Origin of the sequence: Ochrobactrum sp. SFR4 (assembly GCF_019730395.1) — a bacterium.
Classification (GTDB): Bacteria; Pseudomonadota; Alphaproteobacteria; order Rhizobiales; family Rhizobiaceae; genus Pseudochrobactrum.
Window position 1 is genome coordinate 219,277 of sequence record NZ_JAAPBB010000002.1, and the last position, 25,824, is coordinate 245,100.

A 25,824-nucleotide genomic window follows, 5' to 3' on the forward strand; every position below is an offset into this window, starting at 1 on the left:
TCAGCCACGCAGTAGTAATCTCTGCGTGGCTTTTTGGGGTCAGCGATTAACGATTTTCGCTTTTTCACGCAGCTCTTTAAGATATTTCTTGCTGATTTCTTCAGCTTTCTTTTCCTGATCTGCATTACTGCCGGTGCCTTCCATGGAGAAGGTCAGCTGTGCAACGCGGTCATCCGATACAGTGCGCTTGGCACAAACAGCAAGGAATTCAACGCCTTTATCAGTATCCTGAACTGCTGTTGGACGGCCTACAGCCGTTGCTTTCAACTGTTTTGACCATTCTGGTGGCAATTGCAGTTCCAGATGCTTGCCGAGATCGCGCACGGTCACATCCAGCATGCCCTTGGTCTGGGAGCGTGTTGTTTCACAGCTGGAGAAGCGGTTGCGCAGGGCATTGGCTTCTGAACGGCGTTTTGCCATCGTGCCTGCCGAGCGGCTGGCGGCAGGTACAACGAAAATTACCTGCTGCAATGTGTATTCACTGGTTGAAGGCTTTTTACCGCCATCTTTCAGCATGCGCTGAACAGCATCCTGCTCGCTCATCATGCCTTCGGAGCGGAAACGCGCACCGATCGCACGGCTCCATCCCATCTGCACCATGATAAAGGTTTTAAAATGCTTCGGAGTGATACCGGCCTGATTCATCAGCTGGTTAAGCTGCGCAACGCTCATTTTGTTGCGCGAAGCAAAACCTGCATAAGCGGTTTCAATTTCCTGATCAGACACAACAATACCGCGTGATTTCATTTCCACGCGTTTGAGCATTTCTTCAACAAGCTCATCCTGAGCCAGCTTGTTGAGATTGCCGCCGCGGCGCTGCAATTTAAGGAAGGCCGCACGGTTGGCAATGTCCACATTGGTAATCGGATTGCTGTTGACGATCACTTTAATTTCGGCAGCTTTGGCAATGCCGGTAAATTCCGTCATGCTCAAAGCCGTCATTGCAACAGTACCGGCAAACACAGCAGCCAGAATGCGTTTATTAAAATTCATGCTCATAGTAGCAAATTTCATACCTGGTTTCCCGTTCCGTGCCTCAGGACGTGATCGTCTCCTGATAGGGAGAAGTAATAGATAAAATGATCTCTGTTGTCACATCCTGTCAGGATTTTCATTCTTGTATAGATGAGCAGTTGCAGTGAAACAATCTCTCATCTGTTTAAGAATGCATGAAAACAGCGAATTTCGACCCCGTTTATACCCGCTCTTACCTAAAATTGCGCAGACAATCTTTATTCCCCGCAGTCAAAGCCTGTGAGATTGCTGTCCTTATCCCCCGTCTGCATATCTGTATTTCGTAGTACAAATGCGCTCCGAATGTGGCATAGGCTGTAAATCGTACGATTTTATGATGTGTTTACTGAATAATTTGCACGTAAAAAAGCAGGTTTAAAGCATTTCCGGCAAAAGCGCTCAACACCTGTACAGGGAAATCACCTCACGGGACTGATCTCGGATACTGCTCTGATACGCAGGATAATGGGGCAAAATAAAAGTTGAAGCGGTTCTGGTAATTCTGCTTAACCGGAGCCGCTCTAAATAAAATTACGGCCCGCATAAAGCAGGCCGTAATATAATTTCGGATTGTCAAACGGGCTTAGAATGAACTACCCAGATCGCCCAGTGTACGGAAGGAAATATTGAAGCCGACCGAGTGGGAAATCTTATCCTGACCCGGACTGCGTGTCTGAATATAGGCCATCGAATAAGTGAAGCATTCATCATCATAGGCCAGACCGGACTGAGCACGTACCAGAGTTTCTGATACGATATCATAGGTACCGGAACCAAACACGCGCCAGTTTTCCTTGAAGCGTGTTGACCCGCTCAAACTGACTTCCTGACGATCATTTGCGTAGCCATAATCCGGTTGCTTGGCAATATAGGCATATTTAACCGAAGCCTGAACAACCTGTCCGCTATAGCTGGTTTCCACTTCACCGCGTTTGACTTCAAAATTATCTTTGTCAAAGCGTCCGCGTGCCGCAAAAGCGAGACCGGAATTATTGGACATGCCAAGCATTGCAACATAGTCGGAGCGCTTGCCCTCAAGACCGGAATCCGCACCGGCACCGACAAAATCGCTCTCGGCAAAGGAGTTCAGGCCACCCAGCTGGAATGACTGACCGGCAAGACCATGAATGGACCAGCCATTATTCATATTGCCGGAATAACGCAGACCAAGATTGGCACGTGTGCCGCCTTCAACGCGGTCATAACCGGAGAACTTGTCACGCTGGAAAAGACTGGTCGCATCAAAGACAAAGCTCTGTGCATCTTCGTTCGGCAGACGACCGGCATAAGGCTCGTCATTACGAACAAAAATTTGTGCTGTCGGCTCCAGCACTTGTGTCATGCTGGTTGAGGAGAACAGAATTGGCCAGCGTACTTCCAGACCTGCAGTCGCCATGCCGCGGAAGGCCTGCGAACGGACCTCATTGACTGTTCCGAAAGTGTCATTGGTATCAATACCGATCGCATCACCACGCAGAGCGAGGAGAGGGGTAATGACCAGGCCCTGTTCAGTAATGAAAGTCCGCTTCCATTCCGCTTCTGTGGTCAGGCGCGCACTGGTGCCTTTCATGCCATTCAGGAAACGGGCTGCATTGTTCTGATAAATTGTATCAGATGTTTCGCGATAAATGCCCTGCAGATTGCTGGTAATAGTCAGTTCGCCGCCATAGACGGAGCCCGGAACAGTATAAAGATAGTCAACGCTTGGCAGTACCCAAGGCTGTTTTGAATCAATAGCATAAGGAGAGTTTGTATTCGGGTTAATGGCGCTGTCCAGCACATCTTCCTGAACTTTGAACTTGTACAGGTTAATATCAAGATGATTGCGACCGGATATACCGCGCAGATAGACATTGGATGTCAGTGTTTCGCCACTATAACCGCTGATTTTATAGGTGCGGCTGAAATTCTTGTCGGTTTGGGCGATGACATCCCAACCGAAACTCCAGCGCGGATTGATTTTGAAATCACCTTTGGAGGCAGCCATCGCGCGGAAGCGTTCCTGCGCGTCAACTGTTGTAGAGCTGAACTCACCCGGTTTCGCCTGATAAATACCGGCTACACGGATATTATATGAGCCGTTTTCAAGACGATGACGCCATTCGGTTTCACTTAAGAAGCCCTGTTTGGTCAGACCTGTACCATAAGTGGTGATGTCGTAATTCGGAGCGAGATTCCAGAAATAACCTGCGCGTACACCGAAGCCGAGCTCGTCTTTATAGAGGAAACTCGGGAACAGGAAGCCGCTCTTGCGTTTGATGGTCGGGTCCGCAATTTCGAAAGCAGGCAGGGCAAAAAGCGACTTGCCGAACATTTCAAAACGGCCGCCTTCAAAACGGACAGTTTTCTTGGTGCCGTTCCAGATGATTTTCTTGGCTTTGACTTGCCAGAGAACCGGCTTGCTCGGGTCTTTTTCACAGGCACGGCAGGCAGTGTAAACGCCATTATTAAATGTAGTGATTTCACCGAGGCTGCGTTCCGCGCTTTCCGCTGCAAAACGTGTGTCATCCACGGTTTCAACGCGCAGGCCGTTTACAAAGCCGTCGCGGAAATCATCCGTTACATCAATTTCATCCGAATAGATACGGTTGCCGTCTTTTTCGACAATTTCAACATTGCCTTTAGCAACCATGCGCTTGGTTTTTTGATTGTAAACAACCTGACGTGCAACCAGACGATTGCCGTCATATTCAATCTGAACATTGCCCGCAGCGGTAACTGTATTCTGATCGCGGTCGACAACCAGATTATCCGCCTGCAACAGCATTTTAGCATCAGGATTGGTCTGATACTGGCTGCCGAAGTCATCAGAAGGCGCTGCTTCCTGACTGTAAGCCACGGAAGACATGGAAATGATCACAGAGGTGGAAAAAATGCACGCCAGAGCTGTCCCGCGTGCAAGACGCGCGAAATACTCAGATACTACCGTGCGGGAGCTACTCAATCCCACTAACCATCCTCCTTATGGAGCAAAAAGGAGATTCCAAAAAATGTTGCAATCAATACCGGTACCCATGCCGCTACAAATGGCGGCACGAATCCTGCCGTGCCAAAGGCTTTGGCAAGTACAGTTACGACATAAAGCACGAACCCCGCAATGATACCACCCAGAATCATTGCCCCGGACTGGCCGGAACGAACAAATTTCAACGAGACTGTTGCTGCAATCAGCGTCATGGCCATCAAAAGAGCAGGCAAGGCCAGCAAAGACTGGAACTGCATGTCAAAAGCTGTGGCCGAAAAGCCGAAAGAACGGGCGACTTCAATTTTACGGGGCAATTGCACGAATGGAATCGTGTCGGGTGAAGAAAGTTTTTCTTCGAGATATTCCGGTTTTAACTGGGTCGGAATCTTTGTGGATAAAAGTTCTTTAGGTTCCTGACCCTCGACAATATGCGTCACATTGGTCAGGTTCCAGTAACCGTCTTCCAGCTGAGCATCACGGGCGTCAAAGCGCTCTTTGATTGTCTTGTCTTCATTGAAGACAAAAAAGCTGACATCGGTCAGATGCGTTCCCTCTGCGAGAATGCCCTTGGCGCCGATAATGGTTTCCTGCTCATCAAATTTCTGACGCAGCCACGGATCGCGCAGCGCTGTAACCTGATTAACATTGCCGTTTTGCCAGCGTGTGCTGATTTCCATTGATTTTTCAAAACCATAAGCCGCAAGCGGATTAATGATGAAAATGGTGATGAGTCCGAACAGGAAGGCACCAAGACAGGCAGGCAGCAGGAACTGCCATGCGGAAACACCGACTGATCGTGCAACAACCAGCTCATAGCGGCGGTTCAGCGAAATCAGCGTGGCCATAGCCGAGAACAGCGCCACAAACGGAATAACCTGTTGCATAATGAAAGGGATGCGCATGGCAGAAAGCCCGAGTGCTGCCCATGCCGAATAATCGGGGAGGGCAGCCAGCTTGCTGGCATTCTCCGTGAAGTCGAGCAACAGTGACAGCGCAAAAATACCCATCAGGAAATACAGTGTGGTTTGCACATAGCGCATGAAAAAATAGCGTCCGAGCGTCCAGCCGATCATGACTGACCTCCTGATGTATTTTTTCTGCCGGCAAAACGCTCATAAAGCGGGCGCAGGCGGGCTGTTAATTGTTCGGTGATATCCTGAATTTTATCTGCCCATGAGGTCGGCAGGCTAAGCGAGCGCCCGCTGAACAATGCATAGAGACAAACAGCAATGACGCCGAACGGAATAAGATACATGACCGGCACATAGCTCAGATTCTTCTCGGCGCGGTCAGACACAAAATATCCTGCCCAATAGACGATCAGAGAAAGCGAAATCGCCGAGAAAGAAGCGGAAACTCGCGCTTCACGATGGGAGCGCGCATCGCCTGCCAGAACCAAAGCAATCATGGCGAAAACGAAAGGATAGAGCCAGTTTGTCAGACGTTTATGCAGTTCCGCGCGATATTGCAGCGGCTTGGTCTGAAAAATCGGATCATTCTTATCCGGATTGATGAGATAGGACAGGTGACGGTCTTTGGCATAAAGAACCATATCACCGCTTGAATCGGTGAACTGGCTCAGATCAAATGCATATTGATCGAATTTAATGATGGAGACGTTGCCGGTTTTAACTTCCCGGCGCTGAATCTCACCATTATTCATCAGCAGAACGTCATTGCCGTTATTATTGGCGATAGCACCGTCCAGTGCATAATAAACCAGATCCGTATTGGCATCGCGGGAATCGGCGATGAACATGCCGCCGATGCTGCCGTCTGATTTGCGCTCGGCAATCTGCACATAGAGATTGTCAGACAATCTGCGGAAGCTGCCTTCCTGCACAACCACATTGATCAGATCAGCGCTCGCATTGGCCAGCATGGAACGCATATTATAGCGTGCATAAGGGTCGACGAAATTAGCGACCAGAAATGAAATAACCGCAAGCATGGCAGCAAACAGCAGTACCGGCCGGATAACGGCCGTACGCGGGCTGCCTGAGGCATTGATAACAACCAGTTCCGAATCCTGATTCATGGTGGATAGCGTCTGCGTGATAGCAATCACCAGTGCAAACGGCATCACCAGAGGAATGACCGACGGAATGAACAGTGAGAAAAACTGGACGGCTGTTGCCAGAGACTGACCGCTGGAGGTCAGGAAATTGATACGCTGCAATACCTGCACAGTCCACGTAATGCCGATGGCCGCGCAGAACACGGCCAGAAACATTATTCCCACGCGGCGCAGGATGTATCGCTCGATCAGTTTCATACGCTGAATTTACATCCTGAACCTTAGGGCTGAACCTGTTATTAGCTGCAAGTTATACGAATTTTCCGGCATCTTATAATCGTTAAAAGTCGGCACGCAAACTCTTGTCATATTATCCGTGTTTATCATAATCGGGTCTTGGCTAAAAATAGACAAAGAAATTAGGTTAACAAAACACTTATTCGTCAGAGATGGTAATTTATGGCTTGTGGTTTGGTCTTGATAGAGCCACACAATGCATTGAGTTATGCGACTCTGTTTTTACCTATTGGAGTTATTATGTCCAAAAATCCAGTCATCAAGTTCTCGAATTTTTCAGAAAAGCTGAAAGATGTCGTGATTGTTCCCGTGAGCAAAGACGGTTCGGTTGCCGCGCAGGCAAATCATGTTGGCGGCGAAGGTTTCGTTTCCGGCCTGATTACCAAAGCCGGTTTCAAGGGCAAACTTGGTGCAACGCTTGAAACTTACCTTGCAGACGGTGCAGGCGCAGAGCGTCTGGTTCTGGTTGGTATCGGTGATCCTGCCAAGCTGAAAAATGATGACTGGCTGAAAATCGGCGGCGCGGCATTTGCGAAAATCGGCAAATCTGCTGAAGCCAATGCAATTCTTGCAATTGACGGTCTGGAAATTTCGGCTGAAGCAGCCGCGGATTTTGCTCTGGGTGCACAGCTGCGCGCTTATCGCTTTGATAAATACAAAACCAAGAAAAGCGATGACAAGGCAGAAGCCAAAGACGTTAAGCTGACCATTCAGGTTGCTGATGCTGCCGGTGCGGAAAAAGCTTACGAAGCTGCAGCTGAAATTGGTGAAGGTGTGTTGCTGGCACGCGATCTGGTCAATGAGCCTGCCAATGTGCTTGGACCTGTGGAGTTCGCGGCGGAAGCAGAAAAGCTTGAGAAACTCGGTGTTAAAATCACTATCCTCACCGAAAAAGAAATGAAAAAGCTTGGTATGGGCTCGCTGCTGGGTGTTGCTCAGGGTTCTGTTCGTCCGCCGCGTCTTGTGGTGATGGAATGGAATGGCGGCAAAGCCAAAGACAAGCCGGTTGCTTTTGTCGGTAAGGGTGTTGTGTTTGATACCGGTGGTATCTCTATCAAGCCTGCACTCGGCATGGAAGATATGAAGGGTGATATGGGCGGTGCCGCAGCAGTAACCGGTCTGATGCGCGCTCTTGCCGGACGTAAGGCTAAAGTGAATGTTATCGGCGTTATCGGTCTCGTGGAAAACATGCCGGACGGTAATGCACAGCGTCCCGGCGATATCGTCACCACCATGTCCGGTCAGACGATTGAAGTCATTAATACCGATGCGGAAGGCCGTCTGGTTCTGGCCGATGCACTGTATTATACCGCCAAGACCCATAAGCCGCGCTTCATGATCAATCTGGCTACTCTGACCGGTGCGATTGTGATTGCACTGGGCACACAACATGCAGGCCTGTTCTCCAATGATGATGAACTGGCAGAACAGCTGTTTGATGCCGGTCAGAGCAGCGGTGAGAAACTGTGGCGTATGCCGCTCACCAAGGAATATGACAAGATCATTGATTCCAAGTTTGCAGATATGCGTAACTCGGCCGGTCGCCCTGCCGGTTCGATCACAGCGGCTCAGTTCCTGAAGCGTTTCGTAGGAGATACACCTTGGGCGCATCTGGATATTGCCGGCACGGCGATGGATTCACCTGCCAGCGAGTATAATGAATCCTGGGGTTCGGGCTTTGGTGTCCGCGTTCTGGATCGTCTCGTTCGGGATCATTACGAAGGCTGATACGTATTCTTCGTGTCACATGATTGGAAAAGCCGGTGTTCGCACCGGCTTTTTTGTATTCTAGAGCAGAGCGCGGAAAAGTGGACACCGGTTTTCCGATAACGGTATGTGTAAAAGCAAGGAGACAGAGCGAGTGCCGTGGCTATGATTAAACGCGATACGCTCTGGCAGAAATATATACCTCAATAAAAATTGACTGCCGGAGTATGAATTTTAATTGTGCGCAACAACAAGAACTTGTTAAGATGTCATAATATGTTCATTGAGATGCTGTGTCCGCCGGTTTTGGCACCCCTGAGGGACAGGCTGGCTGTTTATTCCGGATAATATTGTGTTTCCATCTTATGCCTCGCGCAACTTCATCAGTGTAATGCTGGTATTGCTTATATTGAATGTTCTGTTCTTTTTCTTCGTGACCGATTTTGACAATCTTGTCGTCGAAATGGGAGAGGCCGGATTGCTCGAAAATTTGCAGCTGGTTTATCTCGGTCTTGCCGCGATAGCTTTTTTTATCGGCGGCCTGCGCACTGAAGGGCCTGCGCGAATGTTTGCAATCGGTATGTCCGTACTGATGTGGATTTTTTTCTTCCGTGAGTTTGAAGTCGAGCCGACAGGGCCGGTGAGCAATTACATCAAATCCCATGCATTCCGCTGGCATGAGGCGATTATCGTTATCGCCTTTACTGCTGTTTATGTTTTCCGGCATTCAGACTATGTGCGCCCTGTTCTGACCTTTGTTTTCAGCCGTAAAGCATGGCCTTTTTATCTGGCAGCCGCACTCATCGTTCTCGGTGAGGTTTTTGAGAAAATGCACGGTCTCGCTTTCAATGAGTTTCTGGAAGAAGTTCTGGAAAGCCTGAGCTATTTTACACTGCTGTGTCTCGGTGTGCGCAGTATTACTGCTCCGCAACAGGTGCCACGTTCAGCAACCGCCTGAGCATAATCTGACCGGTTTTTCTGTATGAAGCGGCCTGTCTGATCGACAGGCCGTTTTGTTTCTGGTTTAAGCTGTTATCCGGTAGATTTGAGATGCGAGAGGTAAGGGGCGCGGTTCCCTGCATTGGCTGATGGCGGAAATCCTGTTTTATCATCTGACTGAATCCGTTCTGGATGAAGCTTTGCCCGGGCTGGTTGATCGCTCGTTAGAGCGGGGCTGGCGTGTGGCAATCCAGATGACATCAGAAGAGCGTCGCGATGAACTCGACCGTTTGCTGTGGACATGGAGCAATGTTTCATTTCTTGCCCATGGCACAGATACACAGCCCCATGCAGAACATCAGCCTGCTTTGCTGACAACCACCACGGATAATCTGAACGGCGCTACAGTGCGTTTTGTTGTTGAGGGCGCGGAGATAACTGGTGCTGAGAATTATGATCGTCTGGTGGTTATGTTTGACGGCCACGACGCTGCACAGCTAACGAAAGCGCGTGAGCAATGGAAGAGCCTGAAAGCCGCAGGACATCAGCTGACCTATTGGCAGCAAAATGCTGATCGTCGTTGGGAGAAAAAAGCCTGATGCGTATTTTTTGTATCTTGTTATTTCTCGCTGGTCTGGCAACCGGGGTGATCTGGCCGTGGGCGCAGCGTCATTTCGGTGGTGAGGAAATAGGCACATGGGTGCTCTATCAGCGCGAAAGCGGTTATCAGTCTGCGAAAGTGCAATTGAAGCCTGAAGATGCACCTTTGCGTATTTTTGTTGATGCGCAACCAATGCAGGGCGCAACCAGCGGGCAAAAACCTTCAGTGCTGAATCTGGCAGTGTCGCGCGATAGTGTGCCGGTGCTGGGGGAGCGTCTCAATTATAGTCCGAAGAGCGGTAATGAACAGCGTGACTTGCCGCAAAGCGGTGCGGTGATCCGTCAAAGCGCCAAAGACATGGAAACTCTGCAAGCGGGGACTTATGAATTCAGCGTGCGGGCGGTGGAAGACGGCTTGTCGCTGACGCGTGCTGATCTGGTTTTGCGTCGCGGTGCTCAGCCGGTAGATGAGAATATTGTCACTATGGGCGTGGTAATTATGGTTGCCGGCCTCTACGGATTTATGCGTTTGCGCAGGCGTTCCAAAGTTTAAACCGTACAACTGAATATAATAAAAGCCCGCCGTTTCACAGAACCGGCGGGCTTAATTTTTTAGAGCGTGTCGCGTTTAATCGAACACAGAGCACTCGCTTTGTGTTCTTGTTTTTACGCATATCGGGAAGACCTGTACCCGCTTTTCCGCGACATGCTATAGCTCAGATGTACTTTTAATCGGCCATGGCCTCTTCATATTCTGCGGAATAGGCCAGCCATTTTTCTTCAGCATCAGCCAGTTTGGTTTCGGTCGCTTTCAGATCAATATTGAACTGCACGGCTTTCTGGGCATCCTTGGTGTAAAGCTCAGGATCTTCCAGTTTGCCCTTCAGCACCTGAATCTCTTTCTGCAGTTTCTGCATTAAAGACTCGGAATCATTAATCTTTTTCTGCAGCGGCTTAAGCTGTTCACGCTTCTGTGCAGCCTGCTTGCGCTGATCAGCTTTGCTGAGTTTCGGTCCTTCTTCAACAATAGCGACCTCCTGAACATCCTCAGCCGTGCTGTTTGGTGTGCTTTTATCGCTGAGCACCAGTGAGCGATAATCATCAAGATCGCCGTCATAAGGTTTGACTGTACCATTACGAACCAGCCAGAGACGATCCATCGTCGCTTCGATCAGGTGACGATCATGGGCGATGAGGATAACAGCACCTTTGAAATCATTCAGTGCGTGCACGAGTTCTTCGCGGCTGTCGATATCCAGATGGTTGGTCGGCTCATCGAGGATCAGCAGATTAGGGCCGTGGAAGGTCGCAAGCCCCATCAGCAGACGTGCTTTTTCTCCACCGGAAAGCTCTTTGGCTTTGGTGAGCATTTTTTCCGTTGCCAGTCCCATCTGGGCAACACGGGCCCGCACTTTAGCTTCCGGTGCATCCGGCATCAGCTTACGCACATGCTCGATGGCATTGTCTTCCGGCACCAGATCATCAAGCTGATGCTGGGCGAAGAAGGCCACTTTTAGCGCCGGTGAAAGGGTCAGCGTACCGCCTTCCGGTTTCAGTCGTCCGGAGATCAGCTTTGCCAGAGTGGACTTACCGTTACCATTGGAACCGAGCAGGGCAATGCGGTCATCATTATCAATACGCAATGAAAGATTGCGCAGGATAGGCTTGCCGGTTTCATAGCCGACATCCGCATTTTCCAGCGCAATAATCGGCGAGGCTGCAACCTTGTCCGCTTCAGGAAAGCGGAATGGCTGTACATGCTCGTCATAATGCACAGCAATCGGCTTCAGCTTTTGCAGAGCTTTCAGGCGGGATTGTGCCTGACGTGCTTTGGAAGCCTTTGCGCGGAAGCGCTCCACAAAGGATTCCATATGTTTGCGGTGAGCTTCCTGCTTAACACGCTGCTTCTGCTGCAATTCCAGCATTTCAGCGCGTTGGCGCTCGAACTGATCGTAATTGCCCTTCCAGAAAGTCAGCTTCTTATTTTCCAGATGCAGAATAGAACTGGTCGCCGAGTTCAGCAGATCACGGTCATGGCTGATGATGATGACCGTGTAAGGATAGCGCTTGATATAATCCACCAGCCACAACACGCCTTCAAGGTCGAGATAGTTGGTTGGTTCGTCAAGCAGCAGCAGATCAGGCTGGGCAAACAGCACGGCTGCCAGAGCCACACGCATACGCCAGCCACCGGAGAAGGATGAAGCAGGGCGCAGCTGTGCTTCCGCATCAAAACCAAGGCCGGAGAGAATGGCGCTGGCACGGGCTTCCGCTGAATGAGATTCAATATCGGCAAGACGGATATGAATTTCAGAAATACGTGCCGGATCAGTCGCCGTTTCTGCTTCTTGCAACAGAGCCAGTCGCTCTTTATCGGCCTTCAGCACAATCTCGATCAGAGACTCTTCTGTGCCGGGTGCTTCCTGCGCAACCTGACCGATACGGGTGTTTTTCGGAATAGAGATATCGCCGGTATCTGACGATAATTCACCGGTAATCACCTTGAACAGCGTTGATTTGCCCGTGCCGTTGCGGCCGACAAAACCGGTCTTTGAACCAGATGGGAGTGTTGCACTGCCATGGTCGATGAGGACGCGTCCGACCATGCGGACGGTTATATCATTAAGGATCAACATAGAGCGGTTTTGCACGGGATATTGCAATTGTGCAAGAGGCAAAAACGTCCGGTTATGCTTGCGCAGAGGCGAAAATATCAGACGAAGCGGCGACCGGATTCCGATTTCTGGAAAATCATCATATCCAGTTCCGGTGCTGTATGTTTCAGCATGGTGAGGGCAGCATGAACCTGCCCGCGATAATGGGTCTGATGGTTGAACATATGGGCAAGGGCAGGGGCAAGCCGCTGGCTGATGGTGCGCATATCGCTCATATTGAGAAACACAAAACGCCCTGAAACTTCGGCAGGTGAAAGTCCTTCCAGCCATTCCAGAATGCGCGTATCTTCCTGCAGACGGGCAGCGCGCAGATCGGACAAAGCCAGATAGAGAATGGCATCTGCAGTTTTGGGGTGATCACCTTCACCGGTAAAGCGCTTCATCCATAGTCTGTCATTGCCCAGCAGATGATTAAGCGTGGCATGGACGGATTTGTAAAACAGGCCTGCATCCTGCCGGTATTCGCTTTCAGTCAAAGCCGCAACCGCGTCAAAAAGCTGTTTATTGGCCCAGCCGTTATAGGCAGCAAGCATCAGAAAATGTTGCTTCATCATCAAGCTCTCATCAAAAACCAAAAACAGCAAAAGACAGCCCGTGCAACACAGAATCGCTGTTATTGTCATGAGCCTTGTTAACTATAACCTGTCTTTGCACTTATAGCAGGCTAAATCACTTTATTATCAGTGCCTTGTCATTTTTCTGAAGCATCCGGTAATTATGCAGGATGCTGCAGGAAAATCTGCACATAAGGTGCAGAGCCTTCATCGGGTAAATACGAACAAGACAGGCGCCGTTTTCAGCAGCATTTTACAGCAGGTTTAATGATCTTATTTGACTGTAAAAGGCTGTGAGGGTATAGAACGGCACCTTTCCTCAAAATATATACAGGACAAAAATGGCCATCGAACGTACCTTTTCCATGATCAAGCCAGATGCAACCAAGCGCAACCTGACCGGTGCAATCACCGCCAAGCTCGAAGAAGCTGGTCTGCGTGTTGTTGCTTCCAAGCGCGTATGGATGAGCAAGCGCGAAGCTGAAGGCTTCTACGCAGTGCATGCAGCACGTCCTTTCTTCGGTGAGCTGGTTGAAACCATGACTTCCGGCCCGACAATCGTTCAGGTTCTGGAAGGCGAAAACGCCATCCTGAAAAACCGCGAAGTTATGGGCGCAACCAATCCGGCAGATGCTGCTGAAGGTACAATCCGTAAAACCTTCGCTCTGTCGATCGGTGAAAACTCGGTACACGGTTCCGATGCTCCTGAAACAGCTGCTCAGGAAATCACCTACTGGTTCTCTTCGACAGAAATCGTTGGCTAATCTGATTAGCCTCTGATTTTATAGCATTTGCTAGCCAAAAGCGGGTACCGGTTTTGCGTTGGATAATGCGTCTAAGAAAATGAAAAAAGCGCTGCAGCAATGCGGCGCTTTTTTATATGCAGAGATGTAAAAAAAACGGGCACGCTTTTGAAAGCGTGCCCGTATTAATTCAAAGATCAAACAAATCAGCTGTTATTGGCAAGACGGGCAAGTTCCAGCCCGTTATCTCCCAGCAGATAGAGTTTGCCGTTATTAATGCTGAACTGACGGGTCTGTTTCAGTACATCGAGAAATTTGGTTTCCTGATCCATCAGGGCAGGCGGGCACTGCATGAATGTCGAGCCGATGGTGCCGAAATTCAGCGCTTCACCGGTAATGGTTGCCTTGCCGAAATAACGGTTGCAACCGCCGGAGCCGGAAACTTCGCCGCTCGGGGAAATTGACAGCGTTGTCTGGGCAAAATCAATCACACCGGCGCCACGGATATCCTCTGTGAGCCATTCATGATTTTCCAGTGTCAGCGGTGTTTGCAGGCTGGTATTCTTGCGCACATTGACAACGCGGATTTCATAGGCGCTGTCAAATTTTTCCGGATTAAACTCATGACGTGTGTCATTGATGAACCACAGAGTATCACCGGCACTGATACGTGCCTGCAAGGCATATGTATGCTTTGCAACGAGCTTGGAAGAATCGAATTTTAGTTCAAACGGAATTGGCGCGGATGGAATATTGCTAAGCTGCTGTTCGGCAATTACCTGTGCCGGAGCATCAGCGAGTGAAACATCCAGCAACTGTACATTCAACGTAGCCTCAGGGGGCAGGGCAATCCGCTCGCGATACATGACAGTGCCACGTATTGTTTTTTCAGATGCGATGCTCTGCGTCGGCATGGTTGAGGAAAGGATCATTGCGCTGCCGCCTAAGACGGCAAGTCCTATCAGGGATGCAGCAATGATGCGCGCTTTACCAATCAACATATTCTGTCCTGTTTGTTGCACTGCCAGCTTAGACTCTCTCCGTGTTCCAGAAGTTGTCTGAGCGGGCATTTTAACCGGCGGTATATTAACGCCAAATGACTAAACACATAATTTACGTTAAGTTTTAACCTTAACACGTGTCACTATGTGGTTTTCCTCATCGTTTAGCTGCCGGAAATCTTCTTTGATCTGTTTTGAATTTTGAAAATGCCGGACGACTAAAAAATGTTTACCGTGATTTAAACCGGTAATTCTGGAATCAATGCATATCCATGAGTCATAAGTGCTCTCCGGATTTTTAGGATCAAATCCGGATAAAACACGAGTTGAATCATATAAATATGCTGTATCAGCTACTGCCCTGATTTTATGGTTTACTTATGGCAATGCAAGTCAGTGCAAATAATTTCACAAGAGTGTAAAATATTCAAATGTGATTTTGGCTCAGGCAAAGCTGAGTTGTCTTAATTCTGCCAGCGCTTCTTCATGTCTTCGTCGCTGGCTTTGGTTTTGACCCAGCCCGATTGCGGATCGCCGTTCTCGGGAGCAGGGGCAATCAGATGTTCTTTCTTCCAGAAAGGTGCATCGCTCTTGAGATAATCCATCAGAAATTCTGCGGCTTCAAAAGCGGCCTGCCTGTGTTTGCTGGCAGTTACAACAAAAACAATCTGCTCACCGGCTTTGATAAGACCACTGCGATGCACGATGGTAATGCCTTGCAGCGGCCAGCGTTGCGCGGCATCGGCAGCAATGCGCGCCAGCTGAGCTTCTGCCATGCCTGGATAATGTTCAAGCTCCAGCGCCTGAAGTGTTTTATTCTCGTCACGGCAATAGCCGGTAAAGCTGACAACCGCGCCGATATCCGTGCGCCCTTCGGTCATACGGGCAGTAAGGGCAGCCGCATCAAAGTCATCCTGCGAGACAAGAATAGTCGGCTGCATTTTGTTAGCCTCCGGTCATCGGCGGGAACAGGGCAATCTCATGTGCACCGGCAATCGGTGTATCATGCTCCACATGTTCCTGATTGATCGCTACGCGGATCACATCGGAAAAGCGTAAGGCATGCGCATAATTTTCATCAATGCCGGAAAGATGGCTCAGCAGGTCAGATACGGTTTTGACAGTCTGAGGCAGATCGAGAATCTCGTCAGATTTGCCGATCTGCTCCCGTACCCATGCAAAATAAACCAGTTTGACTGTCATAACGGCCATCAGATCATGTGTTTGATACCGGCACGGAAATAGTCCCAACCGGTATAAAGTGTCAGAATTGCTGAAATCCACAGCAGGATCAGCCCTGTTTCAGTTGTATAAGGCAGGATTTTGTCACCGGCAGGGCCGGCAAGCAGAAAAGCCAGCGCAATCATCTGAATTGTGGTTTTCCATTTTGCCAGCTGCGAAACCGGTACGCTGACTTTCAGATCCGCCAGATATTCACGCAAACCGGAAACCAGAATTTCACGGCAGAGGATGATAATCGCAGCCCAGAGTGTCCAGCCGGCAATGGTGCCGTCAGCGGCCAGAAGCAGGAGAATTGCGGAAACCAGCAGCTTATCTGCAATCGGGTCAAGCATACGGCCGATGCTGGATGTCTGTTTCCACATACGTGCCAGATAACCGTCGAAGAAATCCGTGATGCTGGCGGCAGCAAACAGACCAAGCGCCCACCATCTTGCGGTGTCACTGCTCTTCAGGTGGCCTTCGAGAAAAAAGCACAGAACCACAAGTGGCACAGTAACGATACGTGCGTAAGTAAGGATGTTGGGCAGTGATAATGTGTGTTTACTCATAGTCCCCTAAAACCCGTATTCTGGATAAGCATGAGCGGGAAACTCATGACTGGAGAAAGTGAACCTTGCGGCTCATGAAAGTTTTTTAGATGCACATCTTGTCCGAAAATAGTTTCACCACTTTCGGGATGTGTTTTACGCTACACGACAAATCATTGTCAGCTGGTTACCATCAATCCCGCAATAGGGTAAAAAGCAACACTCAGACCGGCTTTTTAAGGCTTATTATGTGCATATTGCGTCAGATAACCCATTATTGATCGCGGAAGTGGTCGTAAATGGTCTGCGCCAGTGCTTCCGAGATGCCTTCAACCTTCATGAGGTCTGCCAATGCTGCGCCTGCAACTGCTTTTGCCGTGCCGAATTCATGCAGCAAAGCTCGTTTGCGCGAAGGGCCGATACCACCGATCTCATCCAGCGGACTTTTGATCATTTCTTTCTTGCGCTTTGCCCGATGGGTGCCGATGGCAAAACGGTGTGCTTCATCGCGCATACGCTGAATGAAATACAGTACAGGATCACGCGGTGGCAGGGTGAATGATGGTTTGCCGCTGACAAAGAACCGTTCACGCCCTGCTTCACGGTCAACGCCCTTGGCGATACCGATGGATATGACCTTATCATTGATGCCAAGTTGCGTAAGAATATCACGAACCGCACCGACCTGTCCCTGACCGCCATCGATCAGAATAACATCAGGCCACGCAGGGAAACCGTCATCCGTAATGTCGTCTGCATCGGTTTCATTCTCTAAGAGTGTCTTTGGAGCCTGCTCCTCCAGCTCTTTCATATGATCTTTTATCAGCCTGCCAAAACGGCGCTCAATCACTTCGCGCATCATTCCGAAGTCATCGCCCGGTGTAATCTCCGTGGAGCGGATATTGAATTTGCGATACTGGTTTTTGACGAAACCGTCCTGTCCGGCGACAATCATGCCGCCCACAGCATTGGTGCCCATGATGTGAGAGTTATCGTAAACCTCAATACGGCGCGGAATGCGCGGCAGCTCGAAGGTCTCAGCCATAGCTTTCAGCAGACGCGCCTGTGATGAGGTTTCGGCCAGCCTGCGCCCCAGCGTTTCGCGGGCATTGGTCATGGCGTGGTCGACGAGGTCTTTCTTTTCACCGCGCTGCGGCACATTGAGCGTCACACGGCGTCCGGCAGACGCTGATAAGGCTTCTCCGAGTAGTTCCTGTTCTTCCACCGTTTCAGACAGCAGGATCAGTTGCGGGCAGGGTTTATTGTCGTAAAACTGGGTGATGAATGCGCCAAGCACTTCCGCCGCCGACAGGGAAGGATCAGCCTTCGGGAAATAAGCGCGGTTGCCCCAGTTCTGTCCGGTGCGGAAGAAAAAGACCTGAATACAGGCCAGTCCGCCTTCCTGATGAATGGCAAAAACATCAGCTTCATCCACGGTTTGCGGATTGATACCCTGATGGGACTGGATATGAGACAGGGCCGACAAACGGTCGCGGAAAATAGCGGCACGTTCAAAATCCAGCTCCTCAGCGGCAGCACTCATCGCATCACGCATCTGCTGCTGCACAGCTTTGCTGCGGCCGGAGAGAAAGGATTTTGCCTCCCGTACCAGTTCTGAATAATCCTCGTCGCTTATTTCATGGGTGCAGGGGCCTGAACAGCGCTTGATCTGATGTAGCAGGCAAGGGCGCGTGCGGCTTTCGAACATAGAGTCGGCACAACTGCGCAACAGAAAGGCACGCTCCAGCACATTGATCGTGCGTGTGACAGCACCTGCAGAGGCAAAAGGACCGTAATATTCGCCTTTACGGGAGCGCGCACCGCGATGTTTAAAAATGCCAGGTGCGCGGGTGTCGCCGGAAATCAGAATATAGGGAAAGGATTTATCATCCCGAAGCAGAACATTAAAACGCGGACGTAAGCGCTTGATGAGATTCGCTTCCAGCAGCAGCGCTTCTGTTTCCGTGCGGGTAACGACAAATTCCATAGTTGCCGTTTCGCGGATCATGCGGGCAATACGATTGCTATGCCCCTGACCGCGGGCATAATTACTGACACGCTTCTTCAGGCTTTTGGCCTTGCCGACATAGAGCACGTCACCCTCACGGTTGAACATGCGGTAAACGCCGGGATTGTTCGGAAGTTTTTTCACAAAAGCATTGATGACATCCGGCCCGCTTAAATTCTGGGTGGCCGCATCAAATTCATCCAGCGCGGAATCCCAGCGAATATTGCTGGCCAGCGCAGATGCAGAGCTTACCTCTTCGGGGAAGTTGTCTTCGTCATCTCCGGCATCATCTGTCAGTAAGGCATCCTCATCCGGCTCCATGTCCGGATGGGCAATATCATTGCCGTTTATGCTTTGTGTCATTCCGAAATACCTGCAATATCCGGCGTTTCCCATGCCAGATGCTGTCCGCCGTCCAGCGCGATCATTTGTCCGGTGACGGAGCGTGTTCTCCACAGATAGTCAATCGTCGCGGCAAATTCATCGAGCAACGGTGCTTTTTTTAACAGCACTGCATCAACCTGCTTTTCGAAATCCTCAATATGTTGTCTTTCGCTCGGCAATGTCGGTCCAGGGCCTATCGCATTCACGCGGATTGCCGGTGCCAGCGCCTGTGCCAAAGTGCGTGTTGCTGTCCATAATGCGGTTTTGGACAGGGTATAGGAAATGAATTGCGGATTGAGCTTCCATACGCGCTGGTCGGTAATATTGACAATCAGTCCCTGTTTATCTTCCGGTAAAGCTTCTGCCATAGCTTGTGCCAGAAAAACCGGTGCTTTGAGATGCACCGCAAAATGACGATCCCAGAGGTCATGGGTGAGGGTGCCGATACGGTCGTCTTCAAAAACGGAAGCATTATTGATCAGCAACTCCACAGGGCCGAAATGTTTTGCCGCTTCGCCCATCAGCGCTGCCACTTGTGTATTGTCTGACAAGTCTGCTGTCACGATTGCTGCTTTGCCGCCTTTATCGCGGATGCGTTGCACCAGCGCCTCTGCCTGCGTGGTTGAGCGGTTGCAATGAATGATAACCGGATAACCGCGTGTGGCCAGATCCTCAGTTATATGGCTGCCAATACGCTTTGCGCCGCCGGTAATCAGAGTGACGGGTAAAACTTCAGACATAGTCCGCTTGGCAGTCATTGGGGGCAGGCTCCTTTGGTTATGGCATATCAGGCGGCTGGAATGATTCTGGCTGCGTTTTCATGCAAATCAGCAAACATGATTGCATAATATCACGGAATAACCTGTTTTAGCGTGAAGGAAAAATGGCTGATAAAAATTCTGTAAAATATTGGCGGCAGTCTGTCTGAGCGCATGAATTTTTTGTTGCTAATAATAATATTTGAAAAACATGATAACTATTTAATATTTAAGGAAATGTTGCTTTGTTGCACCATCTTTTCCTGTTCATTTTTTCTGCCGTTTTTTGGTCGCTTTTGTGCATTTTAGCAAGGTGCTCCTGTTGGAAATAACAGGCAGAGTGCGGGAGTTGAGTATATTTTTTGGTTACTCCGGTACTCATTTTTAAAATTGGAATATTGCAAGGAAATTTTATGAAACATTTTAAAATCCTGACACTTGTTACTGTTTCTGTTCTTTCAATTGCTGCTCCGGCTTTGGCTGCCGATGCGATCCGTTCGCAGCCTGCTGCACCTGAGCCGGTTGTGCAGACACCGCCGCAGAACACTTGGGAAGGCGGATATACCGGTATTTATCTCGGTGGCGGCGCGAATAATTTCAAAAACAAATCTGCTGCCGGTAATCTGAAAAACAAGAATGTTAAAATTGGCGGTTATGCAGGCTGGAATTTCCAGAATGGCAACATTGTTTATGGTGTGGAAGGTGATGCCGGTTATAACGGTACAAAGAAAACCAGAGACGGCTTGAGTGCCCGCAGTGGTTTTGACGGTTCTCTGCGTGGCCGCCTTGGCTATGATATGGGAGCGGTTATGCCTTATGTAACCGCAGGTGTGGCCGGTACGCAGGTTCGTTACAGCAATGGTGTGGATTCGGATAAGAAATTCCGCGTTGGCTGGACAGCAGGTGTCGGAGCCGAAACCATGCTGACGCAGAATGTCAGCGCGCGTGTTGAATATCGCTATTCCGACTTTGGTAAGAAAGATATCACACTGGGCAATGTTGCTGTACCTGCTGCAAAATTGCAGAGCCACGATATCCGGCTTGGTATCGGCTATAAATTTTGAAAATCACGCTTTCTCCGCAGATTCGCATCCGCTCGTTCGGCTGACCGGATTCGGATAAAGAATGATCCGGATCATCAGCAATAAAAAAGACGAATGTCGGGACGCGGTTAAGAGGCAGTAAAGAAGGCCGGAATTTTTTGGCCTTCTTTTTTATAAGTAAAACAAGATATAAATTTATTATCAAATGGTTGTGATGTTTTTAGTCCATACCGCATCGTTTTCTGATGACATGTTTCAGCCATAATAAGGCCGGTTTTTTTCCATGCTACGGCATTTCTGCTGCCGTAATTCAGCGTCATCTTTTGCCTTGTTAAGCAATCTTCTTTCTCCCGCATGAAAATGGATCAGAAGGAAGACGGGGCGTATCGCGTTCAGTTCAGCCGTTACAGGTCAGGTCTGGAGGCTTCGCTGTACAACAGTTTAGAAATTTATAAGGACAAGGCGTATGCGCACTATCAAATCTCTGGCACTTGCTTCTGTTGCGTTGTTGCCGCTTTCGGCCACAGCTTTTGCCGCAGATGCGATTCAACCGCAGACATATGAGCCGGCACCGGTTGTAGATGTTGCTCCTCAGAGCAGCTGGGCAGGCGGTTATACCGGTCTGTATCTTGGCTACGGCATTAACAAATTCAAAACTGACAACTATGTTGGTGATCTGAAAGACAATAATGCCAAATTCGGTGGTTATGCCGGCTGGAACTTCCAGAACGATAATATCGTTTACGGTGTGGAAGGTGATGCCGGTTACAACTGGGCCAAGAAAGAAGAGCTCGGTCTGACTGCTAAAAGCGGTTTTGAAGGCTCGCTGCGCGCCCGTCTTGGTGTCGATATGGGGCCGGTTATGCCTTATGTGACAGCCGGTGTTGCCGGTACGCAGGTTAAATTCTCCGATGCAACCTCATCGCAGGATAAGTTCCGCGTTGGCTGGACAGCCGGTGCCGGTGCTGAAACCTTCCTGACACAGAACGTAACAGCCCGTCTGGAATACCGTTATTCCGATTTCGGCAAGAAAGACTTCCAGCTGGATAGCGGCACAGTCAATGACGGTGGTCTTCAGACCCACGATATCCGTCTGGGTGTTGGCTACAAGTTCTAAAACACGTCTTATTTAACTGAGACGAATTCCAATAAAAAAGCCGGGAAGCAATTCCCGGCTTTTTTGTTATTTATTATTTTACGCGGCTTTCGGCAATTGTGCCGCCAGTTCCGGATGCACTTCTGCAAAGCGCTTAACCCAGCGTTTCAGTTTCGGACGGCCGCGTTCCCAGCCATTGCCGAAGCGCAAAGTAAGATAACCAAGCGTTGCGGCAATGGCGATGTGACCGCCATGGATTTTGGTGCCGATACGCGGCGCTGTTTCATTCAGCAGATCGAGCGTGCGTTCCGCCTTTTTCCAGTACCAGTCCAGCACCGGCTGATGCACGATTTCTTCAGGGCGCATACGGCGTTCATAGACATGCGCTACCAGCACATCAGCAAGACCATCTGCAATTGCTTCAAATTTTTCAGCATCCAGACGCTTCTCAGCATTACGCGGAAACAGCTTGTTGCCGGAAATGCGGTTGAGATACTGGGTGATGACGCGGCTGTCGAAAACAGTTTTGCCTTCCGGTGTAACCAGCGTCGGAATTTTGCCGAGCGGATTGGCGGCAATCAGTTCTGCCGGTTCTTCGCTGGTCACGACAATATGTTTTTCCAGTTCAATACCGGCATATTGCGCTGCAAGACGCACTTTGGCACTGAAAGGCGAGGAAGGGGAGGTATAAAGTTTGTGCATGTTGAAACCTGAGATAAGAGATCAGTGATTAGGTAGCAGAGTAACGGAACGGCTGCGGCAGGAATTACGATCCACTTCGCCGCATGAACGGAATTTGAGGCCTTTATCCATACAGATACGTACCTCTTGAAGACGTCTGCGATTACAGGTCACAGCAATTGCATCTGCTGGCAAACCCGGATTCGCGGCAATGAAAGCTTTTTCAATAAGCTGCGGATCAACATTGCGCGGGCTTGCGACATTGCGCAAAGCAGGCGGAACAGTCACAGCCTGATAGGCATTACGCAGTGTGGTGAAGTAATCGCGCTGGCTGATCCCCGCACAGGTACCGTGTTTGCGCCATTCATGGCGCATCAGGCCGGCTGCGGGCATAATATCGGACAGAGATGAAACAATATCCCGTGGTACCGTGTCATTAGCCTGCCGGTGATCGCAGCTTTCAGGAAAACCGCGATCATATTGCGGCCACAGGCCATGAACGATGAACCCGTAATTACGGCCGGTGCCGCATTGCTGGCGGGCATTGGAACGATTGCCATTATCGGCGCAATAGCTTGGTGACCAGCTGAGTGACAGGACATAGAAGTCAAAATTCGCATTGTCCGATGCTGCTGGCGTATCTTGCGGTTTAACTGGCTGGCGCTGCGGGATTTTGTTTTCCGGCTTTAAAACCGGTCTGTCCTGATTGTTCAGAGGCTTTAGTTTGCGCAGATCATTGCCCATGCTCTGCATCAGCTTATCACTGAGAGATTGCGCTGATGCCGGTGAAGTAAAGGCGAGAGCAGAGGCAAGCAAAGCCGTTGCAACAGAAAAACAGCCCGTTTTGCTATGTGCAAACGGGCTTTGTGCTTTCAATCGGATGCGTGACATATGCGGATCAGCGAAGCACGCGGCAGCGGCCGTCATAGACGAACCACTTGTCAAAACCGTCCACACAGGATTCGATATTGCGTCCCATGGATGCGAGTCCCTGACTTTCCTCTACCATATACCAGATATTACGGTTCTCTCCATTGGACAGAACGGCAGTGGCACGGCAATAATGGCGCTCAATACCTGACGGGTAGGTTTTTGGATCATAGCGTGTTGCGCTGACATTGCTGACTGCATTAATGCTGACAGCAGGCATTTCCGGCACACCGCGCACAAGGCGGTCGAACTGTGCGACTGCGCTGTTGATGACGCTTTGTTCGTGGCAGACAGGGTCAGTCACGGCAGGGGCAGTTGCAATATAATCCGCGGCCTGAGCCTGGGAAAAAGATCCTGCTGACAGACCTGCAAACAGCGCGAAAGCAAAAGCGGAGCGTAATGACATGAATCTGTCCCTGTTTTAAAACTCTTAACACGAGTTTTTGCCATATTCCTGTGTCGGGTCAAGTCTCAACAGCGCACAAGAGAGTGATCATTGAAGAATGAACGCTTATTTTTCCGTGGGTTCTTCGCCGTTGATCCATTCAATCTTATAACTGCCCTGATTATTCTCTCCGAAAAGCGCTGCCAGCCATGGTGAGATTTTAGTCATTTCCTCCTGAAGCAGATAAGGCGGATTGATGACAATCATACCGGTACCGTCAAAACGCGGCTCCTGCGACGGTGCACGCACTGCCAGTTCCAGCCGCAGGATTTTTGGCAGACCGGTTTCTTTTAAGTTAGCGATGAAGCGGTTAACCTCGCGGCGGTCTTTCACCGGATACCAAAGGGCATAGGTGCCGGTGGCAAAGCGGCGGTGCGCTTTCATCAATCCCTCGACAAGGCGGTCAAATTCTCCGGCAATTTCAAATGGCGGATCAACCAGCACCACACCGCGTTTCTCTTTGGGCGGCAGATGTGCACCCAGTGCCAGCCAGCCATTCAATTCGGTGACACGGGTCTGGTAATCGCCTTCAAATAAAGCGGCCAGTGTTTTGAAATCCTGCGGATGCAGTTCCAGTGCCGAAAGGCGATCCTGCGCGCGCATCAGTTTTCGTGTCAGTAATGGTGAGCCCGGATAATAACGCAGGTTGTTGCCTTTGACGGTGCTGTTTTCCTGCTCAATGACATCGAGATAAGGCGCGATCAGTTCCAGCACTGCGGCAGGAATGCTGCCTGCTGCTTTGGCGTCAAAAACCTGCTCGATACCGCTGCGCCATTCCAGTGTTTTACCGGCTTCCACGCCACTTAAGTCATAGCGGCCGATGCCTGCATGAGTGTCGATCACGCGCAGGGCGGCTTCCTTGCGTTGCATATAAAGCAGCACACGGGTCAGAACGATATGTTTAAACACATCGGCAAAATTTCCGGCGTGATAGGCGTGGCGATAATTCATATTCAGTATTTCCGGTGTTCGAAAGCGCGGTGCTGAAGGCGGGATTCAAAGCAGGACGCTTTGTCATGGTCAATGCCATATATCTGTTCAGACGGGATTATGCCATAACCAGCATACCGGATGTGCAGTCAATCTGATTCTGCCTTTTAAACCGGTTATGTAACAGTCCGGTGACGCTCAGCAGTTTCAGGAAAAGTGGTAACCGCTTCCGCGGGGAAAATAGTTCGCAGGACTATTTTCTAATCCACTCAGATCCGTCCGAAACTGCGTAAGTAAACAACCTAGAGCGGTTTATCGATTAAGAAAAGAAAACGGCTCTATGTCTGGTTTTGTCGTTCTGATCGTTCTTTTCGGCGCATTGCTGCATGCGAGCTGGAATGTCATCGTCAAATCAGGCACAGATAAATATCTCAATGCCGTTCTGGTCTGCGGTGCTGCCGGTCTGGTGGCGCTGGTGCTGATCCCGTTTTTACCCCTGCCATTAGCCCCTAGCTGGCCTTATATGATTATATCAACCATTTTTCAGGTCTGTTACCTGTTCATGGTTGCTGCCGCCTACAGCAACGGGGATATGAGTCTGGCCTATCCGCTAATGCGTGGGACACCGCCTTTACTGGTTGCCATGGCAGCAGGCCCGATGATCGGTGAAGTGCTCGGTGCCGGACAATGGCTGGCAATCGGATTTATTTCCTGCGGCGTCTTAACAATGGCTCTTGGCAGCCGCCAGAAAACGGCGGCAGGGCAAAACACGTCCCGTACGGTGATAATCGCGCTGGTCAATGCCTTATTCATTGCGGGATATACGCTGGTGGATGGTATTGGTGTGCGTGTATCCGGTAATGCGATATCCTATACGCTCTGGGCATTCCTGTTTAACGCAATCCCCGTGGTGAGCTGGGGGATATGGAAATATCGCGGAGAGCTTGTCGGGCATATCAGGCAGCGCGGCCATCTGGCGATGATCGGCGGTGCAGGCACGCTAGGCTCTTATGGTCTGGCACTCTGGGCAATGACCATGGCACCGGTTGCGATGGTTGCAGCCTTGCGCGAGACCTCAATTCTGTTCGGTATGATCCTTTCTCTCTTTTTGTTACGGGAGCATATCAGCCTGAAACGTCTTGCCGGAGCTTTGCTGATTGTCTGCGGCACAGTGCTGATGCGTCTGGTCTGACAGGACTGACATCTGATAAAAATAAAGCTGTGCTGATTTATCGTCTGTCGAAACTGCTATATTTTTGTATGGTGCT

Annotated in this window: 24 protein-coding genes and 1 pseudogene; 8 read left to right on the forward strand and 17 right to left on the reverse strand. The window is 50.0% G+C overall.

Annotated elements, in window-relative coordinates; translation table 11 throughout:
- Window positions 1–39 precede the first annotated feature (39 nt).
- The 4 genes and pseudogenes from HBA93_RS03270 to lptF form a co-directional block, all read right to left on the reverse strand.
- On the reverse strand, window positions 40–942 hold the full coding sequence (locus tag HBA93_RS03270; RefSeq protein ID WP_502910027.1) for a SurA N-terminal domain-containing protein: 903 nt from the start codon (window positions 940–942) through the stop codon (window positions 40–42).
- Window positions 943–1,597: 655 nt separating this feature from the next.
- A pseudogene (locus HBA93_RS03275) lies at window positions 1,598–3,805 on the reverse strand (LPS-assembly protein LptD); the annotation flags it as partial.
- Between the two features lie 158 nt (window positions 3,806–3,963).
- Complete coding sequence (gene lptG / locus HBA93_RS03280; RefSeq protein ID WP_121992830.1) at window positions 3,964–5,052, reverse strand: LPS export ABC transporter permease LptG; 1,089 nt, start codon at window positions 5,050–5,052, stop codon at window positions 3,964–3,966.
- Window positions 5,049–6,254, reverse strand: a complete 1,206-nt coding sequence (gene lptF, locus HBA93_RS03285) for an LPS export ABC transporter permease LptF (protein WP_221722317.1) — start codon at window positions 6,252–6,254, stop codon at window positions 5,049–5,051. The genes lptG and lptF overlap by 4 nt, the downstream gene beginning before the upstream one ends.
- A 279-nt stretch (window positions 6,255–6,533) precedes the next feature.
- Between lptF and HBA93_RS03290 the strand changes: the two genes are divergently transcribed.
- The 4 genes from HBA93_RS03290 (at window position 6,534) to HBA93_RS03305 (ending at window position 10,092) form a co-directional block, all read left to right on the forward strand.
- Entirely contained in the window at window positions 6,534–8,021 is a 1,488-nt protein-coding gene (locus tag HBA93_RS03290; RefSeq protein WP_221722318.1) for a leucyl aminopeptidase, read from the forward strand.
- A 331-nt stretch (window positions 8,022–8,352) separates the two neighbouring features.
- The gene (locus HBA93_RS03295; RefSeq protein WP_221722319.1) at window positions 8,353–8,958 is read left to right on the forward strand and encodes a hypothetical protein; all 606 of its coding nucleotides are present in this window, start codon (window positions 8,353–8,355) and stop codon (window positions 8,956–8,958) included.
- Window positions 8,959–9,088: 130 nt separating this feature from the next.
- On the forward strand, window positions 9,089–9,538 hold the full coding sequence (locus HBA93_RS03300) for a DNA polymerase III subunit chi (protein WP_221722320.1): 450 nt from the start codon (window positions 9,089–9,091) through the stop codon (window positions 9,536–9,538).
- The gene (locus tag HBA93_RS03305) at window positions 9,538–10,092 is read left to right on the forward strand and encodes a hypothetical protein (RefSeq protein ID WP_221722321.1); all 555 of its coding nucleotides are present in this window, start codon (window positions 9,538–9,540) and stop codon (window positions 10,090–10,092) included. Before HBA93_RS03300 ends, HBA93_RS03305 begins: the two co-directional genes overlap by 1 nt.
- A 175-nt stretch (window positions 10,093–10,267) precedes the next feature.
- Here HBA93_RS03305 and HBA93_RS03310 read toward each other — a convergent pair whose 3' ends face one another.
- Window positions 10,268–12,175, reverse strand: coding sequence for an ABC-F family ATP-binding cassette domain-containing protein (locus HBA93_RS03310; protein WP_221722322.1), 1,908 nt, complete (start codon window positions 12,173–12,175; stop codon window positions 10,268–10,270).
- Window positions 12,176–12,252: 77 nt separating this feature from the next.
- Window positions 12,253–12,765 (reverse strand): DinB family protein, encoded by a 513-nt coding sequence (locus tag HBA93_RS03315; protein ID WP_075654823.1) that lies wholly within the window; start codon window positions 12,763–12,765, stop codon window positions 12,253–12,255.
- Between the two features lie 344 nt (window positions 12,766–13,109).
- Between HBA93_RS03315 and ndk the strand changes: the two genes are divergently transcribed.
- Entirely contained in the window at window positions 13,110–13,532 is a 423-nt protein-coding gene (ndk, locus tag HBA93_RS03320; RefSeq protein WP_075654638.1) for a nucleoside-diphosphate kinase, read from the forward strand.
- 185 nt (window positions 13,533–13,717) lie between these two features.
- On the opposite strand, the gene HBA93_RS03325 is transcribed toward ndk, so the two are convergent.
- The 6 genes from HBA93_RS03325 to HBA93_RS03350 form a co-directional block, all read right to left on the reverse strand.
- Window positions 13,718–14,512 (reverse strand): YbaY family lipoprotein, encoded by a 795-nt coding sequence (locus HBA93_RS03325; RefSeq protein WP_075654639.1) that lies wholly within the window; start codon window positions 14,510–14,512, stop codon window positions 13,718–13,720.
- A gap of 464 nt (window positions 14,513–14,976) precedes the next feature.
- Window positions 14,977–15,453 (reverse strand): molybdenum cofactor biosynthesis protein MoaE, encoded by a 477-nt coding sequence (locus tag HBA93_RS03330; RefSeq protein ID WP_221722323.1) that lies wholly within the window; start codon window positions 15,451–15,453, stop codon window positions 14,977–14,979.
- Window positions 15,454–15,457: 4 nt separating this feature from the next.
- Window positions 15,458–15,715 carry a molybdopterin converting factor subunit 1 gene (gene moaD, locus HBA93_RS03335; protein ID WP_121992957.1) on the reverse strand — a complete coding sequence of 86 codons (258 nt, stop codon included), beginning with the start codon at window positions 15,713–15,715 and terminating at the stop codon, window positions 15,458–15,460.
- Between the two features lie 8 nt (window positions 15,716–15,723).
- Window positions 15,724–16,302, reverse strand: a complete 579-nt coding sequence (pgsA, locus tag HBA93_RS03340; protein WP_221722324.1) for a CDP-diacylglycerol--glycerol-3-phosphate 3-phosphatidyltransferase — start codon at window positions 16,300–16,302, stop codon at window positions 15,724–15,726.
- Between the two features lie 253 nt (window positions 16,303–16,555).
- A complete protein-coding gene (gene uvrC, locus HBA93_RS03345) occupies window positions 16,556–18,610 on the reverse strand; it encodes an excinuclease ABC subunit UvrC (RefSeq protein WP_286201746.1) in 2,055 nt (684 codons plus the stop codon).
- 38 nt (window positions 18,611–18,648) lie between these two features.
- On the reverse strand, window positions 18,649–19,431 hold the full coding sequence (locus tag HBA93_RS03350) for an SDR family oxidoreductase (RefSeq protein WP_221722326.1): 783 nt from the start codon (window positions 19,429–19,431) through the stop codon (window positions 18,649–18,651).
- A gap of 413 nt (window positions 19,432–19,844) precedes the next feature.
- On the opposite strand from HBA93_RS03350, the gene HBA93_RS03355 reads away from it, so the two are divergent.
- Entirely contained in the window at window positions 19,845–20,495 is a 651-nt protein-coding gene (locus HBA93_RS03355) for an outer membrane protein (protein WP_221722327.1), read from the forward strand.
- A gap of 107 nt (window positions 20,496–20,602) precedes the next feature.
- Here HBA93_RS03355 and HBA93_RS03360 read toward each other — a convergent pair whose 3' ends face one another.
- Entirely contained in the window at window positions 20,603–20,830 is a 228-nt protein-coding gene (locus tag HBA93_RS03360; protein ID WP_221722328.1) for a hypothetical protein, read from the reverse strand.
- 110 nt (window positions 20,831–20,940) lie between these two features.
- Between HBA93_RS03360 and HBA93_RS03365 the strand changes: the two genes are divergently transcribed.
- Window positions 20,941–21,591, forward strand: coding sequence for an outer membrane protein (locus HBA93_RS03365; protein WP_121992820.1), 651 nt, complete (start codon window positions 20,941–20,943; stop codon window positions 21,589–21,591).
- A gap of 78 nt (window positions 21,592–21,669) precedes the next feature.
- On the opposite strand, the gene HBA93_RS03370 is transcribed toward HBA93_RS03365, so the two are convergent.
- The 4 genes from HBA93_RS03370 to HBA93_RS03385 form a co-directional block, all read right to left on the reverse strand.
- Window positions 21,670–22,272, reverse strand: coding sequence for a glutathione S-transferase family protein (locus HBA93_RS03370; protein ID WP_221722329.1), 603 nt, complete (start codon window positions 22,270–22,272; stop codon window positions 21,670–21,672).
- Window positions 22,273–22,293: 21 nt separating this feature from the next.
- Entirely contained in the window at window positions 22,294–22,923 is a 630-nt protein-coding gene (locus HBA93_RS03375; protein ID WP_502910028.1) for a ribonuclease T2 family protein, read from the reverse strand.
- A 226-nt stretch (window positions 22,924–23,149) separates the two neighbouring features.
- The gene (locus tag HBA93_RS03380; protein ID WP_121992818.1) at window positions 23,150–23,587 is read right to left on the reverse strand and encodes a phage portal protein; all 438 of its coding nucleotides are present in this window, start codon (window positions 23,585–23,587) and stop codon (window positions 23,150–23,152) included.
- A gap of 105 nt (window positions 23,588–23,692) precedes the next feature.
- Window positions 23,693–24,577: a 23S rRNA (adenine(2030)-N(6))-methyltransferase RlmJ gene (locus HBA93_RS03385; protein WP_121992817.1), complete on the reverse strand. Its 885-nt coding sequence runs from the start codon at window positions 24,575–24,577 to the stop codon at window positions 23,693–23,695.
- Window positions 24,578–24,896: 319 nt separating this feature from the next.
- Between HBA93_RS03385 and HBA93_RS03390 the strand changes: the two genes are divergently transcribed.
- Window positions 24,897–25,748: a DMT family transporter gene (locus HBA93_RS03390; protein WP_221722330.1), complete on the forward strand. Its 852-nt coding sequence runs from the start codon at window positions 24,897–24,899 to the stop codon at window positions 25,746–25,748.
- Window positions 25,749–25,824: the final 76 nt, after the last annotated feature.

Bases quoted from the DNA above. Each gene is read 5' to 3' on its own strand.
- uvrC (WP_286201746.1), bottom strand. From the start codon at position 18,610: ATGGAGCCGGATGAGGATGCCTTACTGACAGATGATGCCGGAGATGAC.
- HBA93_RS03325 (WP_075654639.1), bottom strand. From the start codon at position 14,512: ATGTTGATTGGTAAAGCGCGCATCATTGCTGCATCCCTGATAGGACTT.
- ndk (WP_075654638.1), top strand. From the start codon at position 13,110: ATGGCCATCGAACGTACCTTTTCCATGATCAAGCCAGATGCAACCAAG.
- pgsA (WP_221722324.1), bottom strand. From the start codon at position 16,302: ATGAGTAAACACACATTATCACTGCCCAACATCCTTACTTACGCACGT.
- HBA93_RS03310 (WP_221722322.1), bottom strand. From the start codon at position 12,175: ATGTTGATCCTTAATGATATAACCGTCCGCATGGTCGGACGCGTCCTC.
- HBA93_RS03360 (WP_221722328.1), bottom strand. From the start codon at position 20,830: ATGCGGGAGAAAGAAGATTGCTTAACAAGGCAAAAGATGACGCTGAAT.
- moaD (WP_121992957.1), bottom strand. From the start codon at position 15,715: ATGACAGTCAAACTGGTTTATTTTGCATGGGTACGGGAGCAGATCGGC.
- HBA93_RS03380 (WP_121992818.1), bottom strand. From the start codon at position 23,587: ATGTCATTACGCTCCGCTTTTGCTTTCGCGCTGTTTGCAGGTCTGTCA.
- HBA93_RS03350 (WP_221722326.1), bottom strand. From the start codon at position 19,431: ATGACTGCCAAGCGGACTATGTCTGAAGTTTTACCCGTCACTCTGATT.
- HBA93_RS03300 (WP_221722320.1), top strand. From the start codon at position 9,089: ATGGCGGAAATCCTGTTTTATCATCTGACTGAATCCGTTCTGGATGAA.
- HBA93_RS03385 (WP_121992817.1), bottom strand. From the start codon at position 24,577: ATGAATTATCGCCACGCCTATCACGCCGGAAATTTTGCCGATGTGTTT.
- HBA93_RS03290 (WP_221722318.1), top strand. From the start codon at position 6,534: ATGTCCAAAAATCCAGTCATCAAGTTCTCGAATTTTTCAGAAAAGCTG.
- lptF (WP_221722317.1), bottom strand. From the start codon at position 6,254: ATGAAACTGATCGAGCGATACATCCTGCGCCGCGTGGGAATAATGTTT.
- HBA93_RS03370 (WP_221722329.1), bottom strand. From the start codon at position 22,272: ATGCACAAACTTTATACCTCCCCTTCCTCGCCTTTCAGTGCCAAAGTG.
- HBA93_RS03330 (WP_221722323.1), bottom strand. From the start codon at position 15,453: ATGCAGCCGACTATTCTTGTCTCGCAGGATGACTTTGATGCGGCTGCC.
- HBA93_RS03355 (WP_221722327.1), top strand. From the start codon at position 19,845: ATGAAACATTTTAAAATCCTGACACTTGTTACTGTTTCTGTTCTTTCA.
- HBA93_RS03390 (WP_221722330.1), top strand. From the start codon at position 24,897: ATGTCTGGTTTTGTCGTTCTGATCGTTCTTTTCGGCGCATTGCTGCAT.
- HBA93_RS03315 (WP_075654823.1), bottom strand. From the start codon at position 12,765: ATGAAGCAACATTTTCTGATGCTTGCTGCCTATAACGGCTGGGCCAAT.
- lptG (WP_121992830.1), bottom strand. From the start codon at position 5,052: ATGATCGGCTGGACGCTCGGACGCTATTTTTTCATGCGCTATGTGCAA.
- HBA93_RS03270 (WP_502910027.1), bottom strand. From the start codon at position 942: ATGACGGCTTTGAGCATGACGGAATTTACCGGCATTGCCAAAGCTGCC.
- HBA93_RS03365 (WP_121992820.1), top strand. From the start codon at position 20,941: ATGCGCACTATCAAATCTCTGGCACTTGCTTCTGTTGCGTTGTTGCCG.
- HBA93_RS03305 (WP_221722321.1), top strand. From the start codon at position 9,538: ATGCGTATTTTTTGTATCTTGTTATTTCTCGCTGGTCTGGCAACCGGG.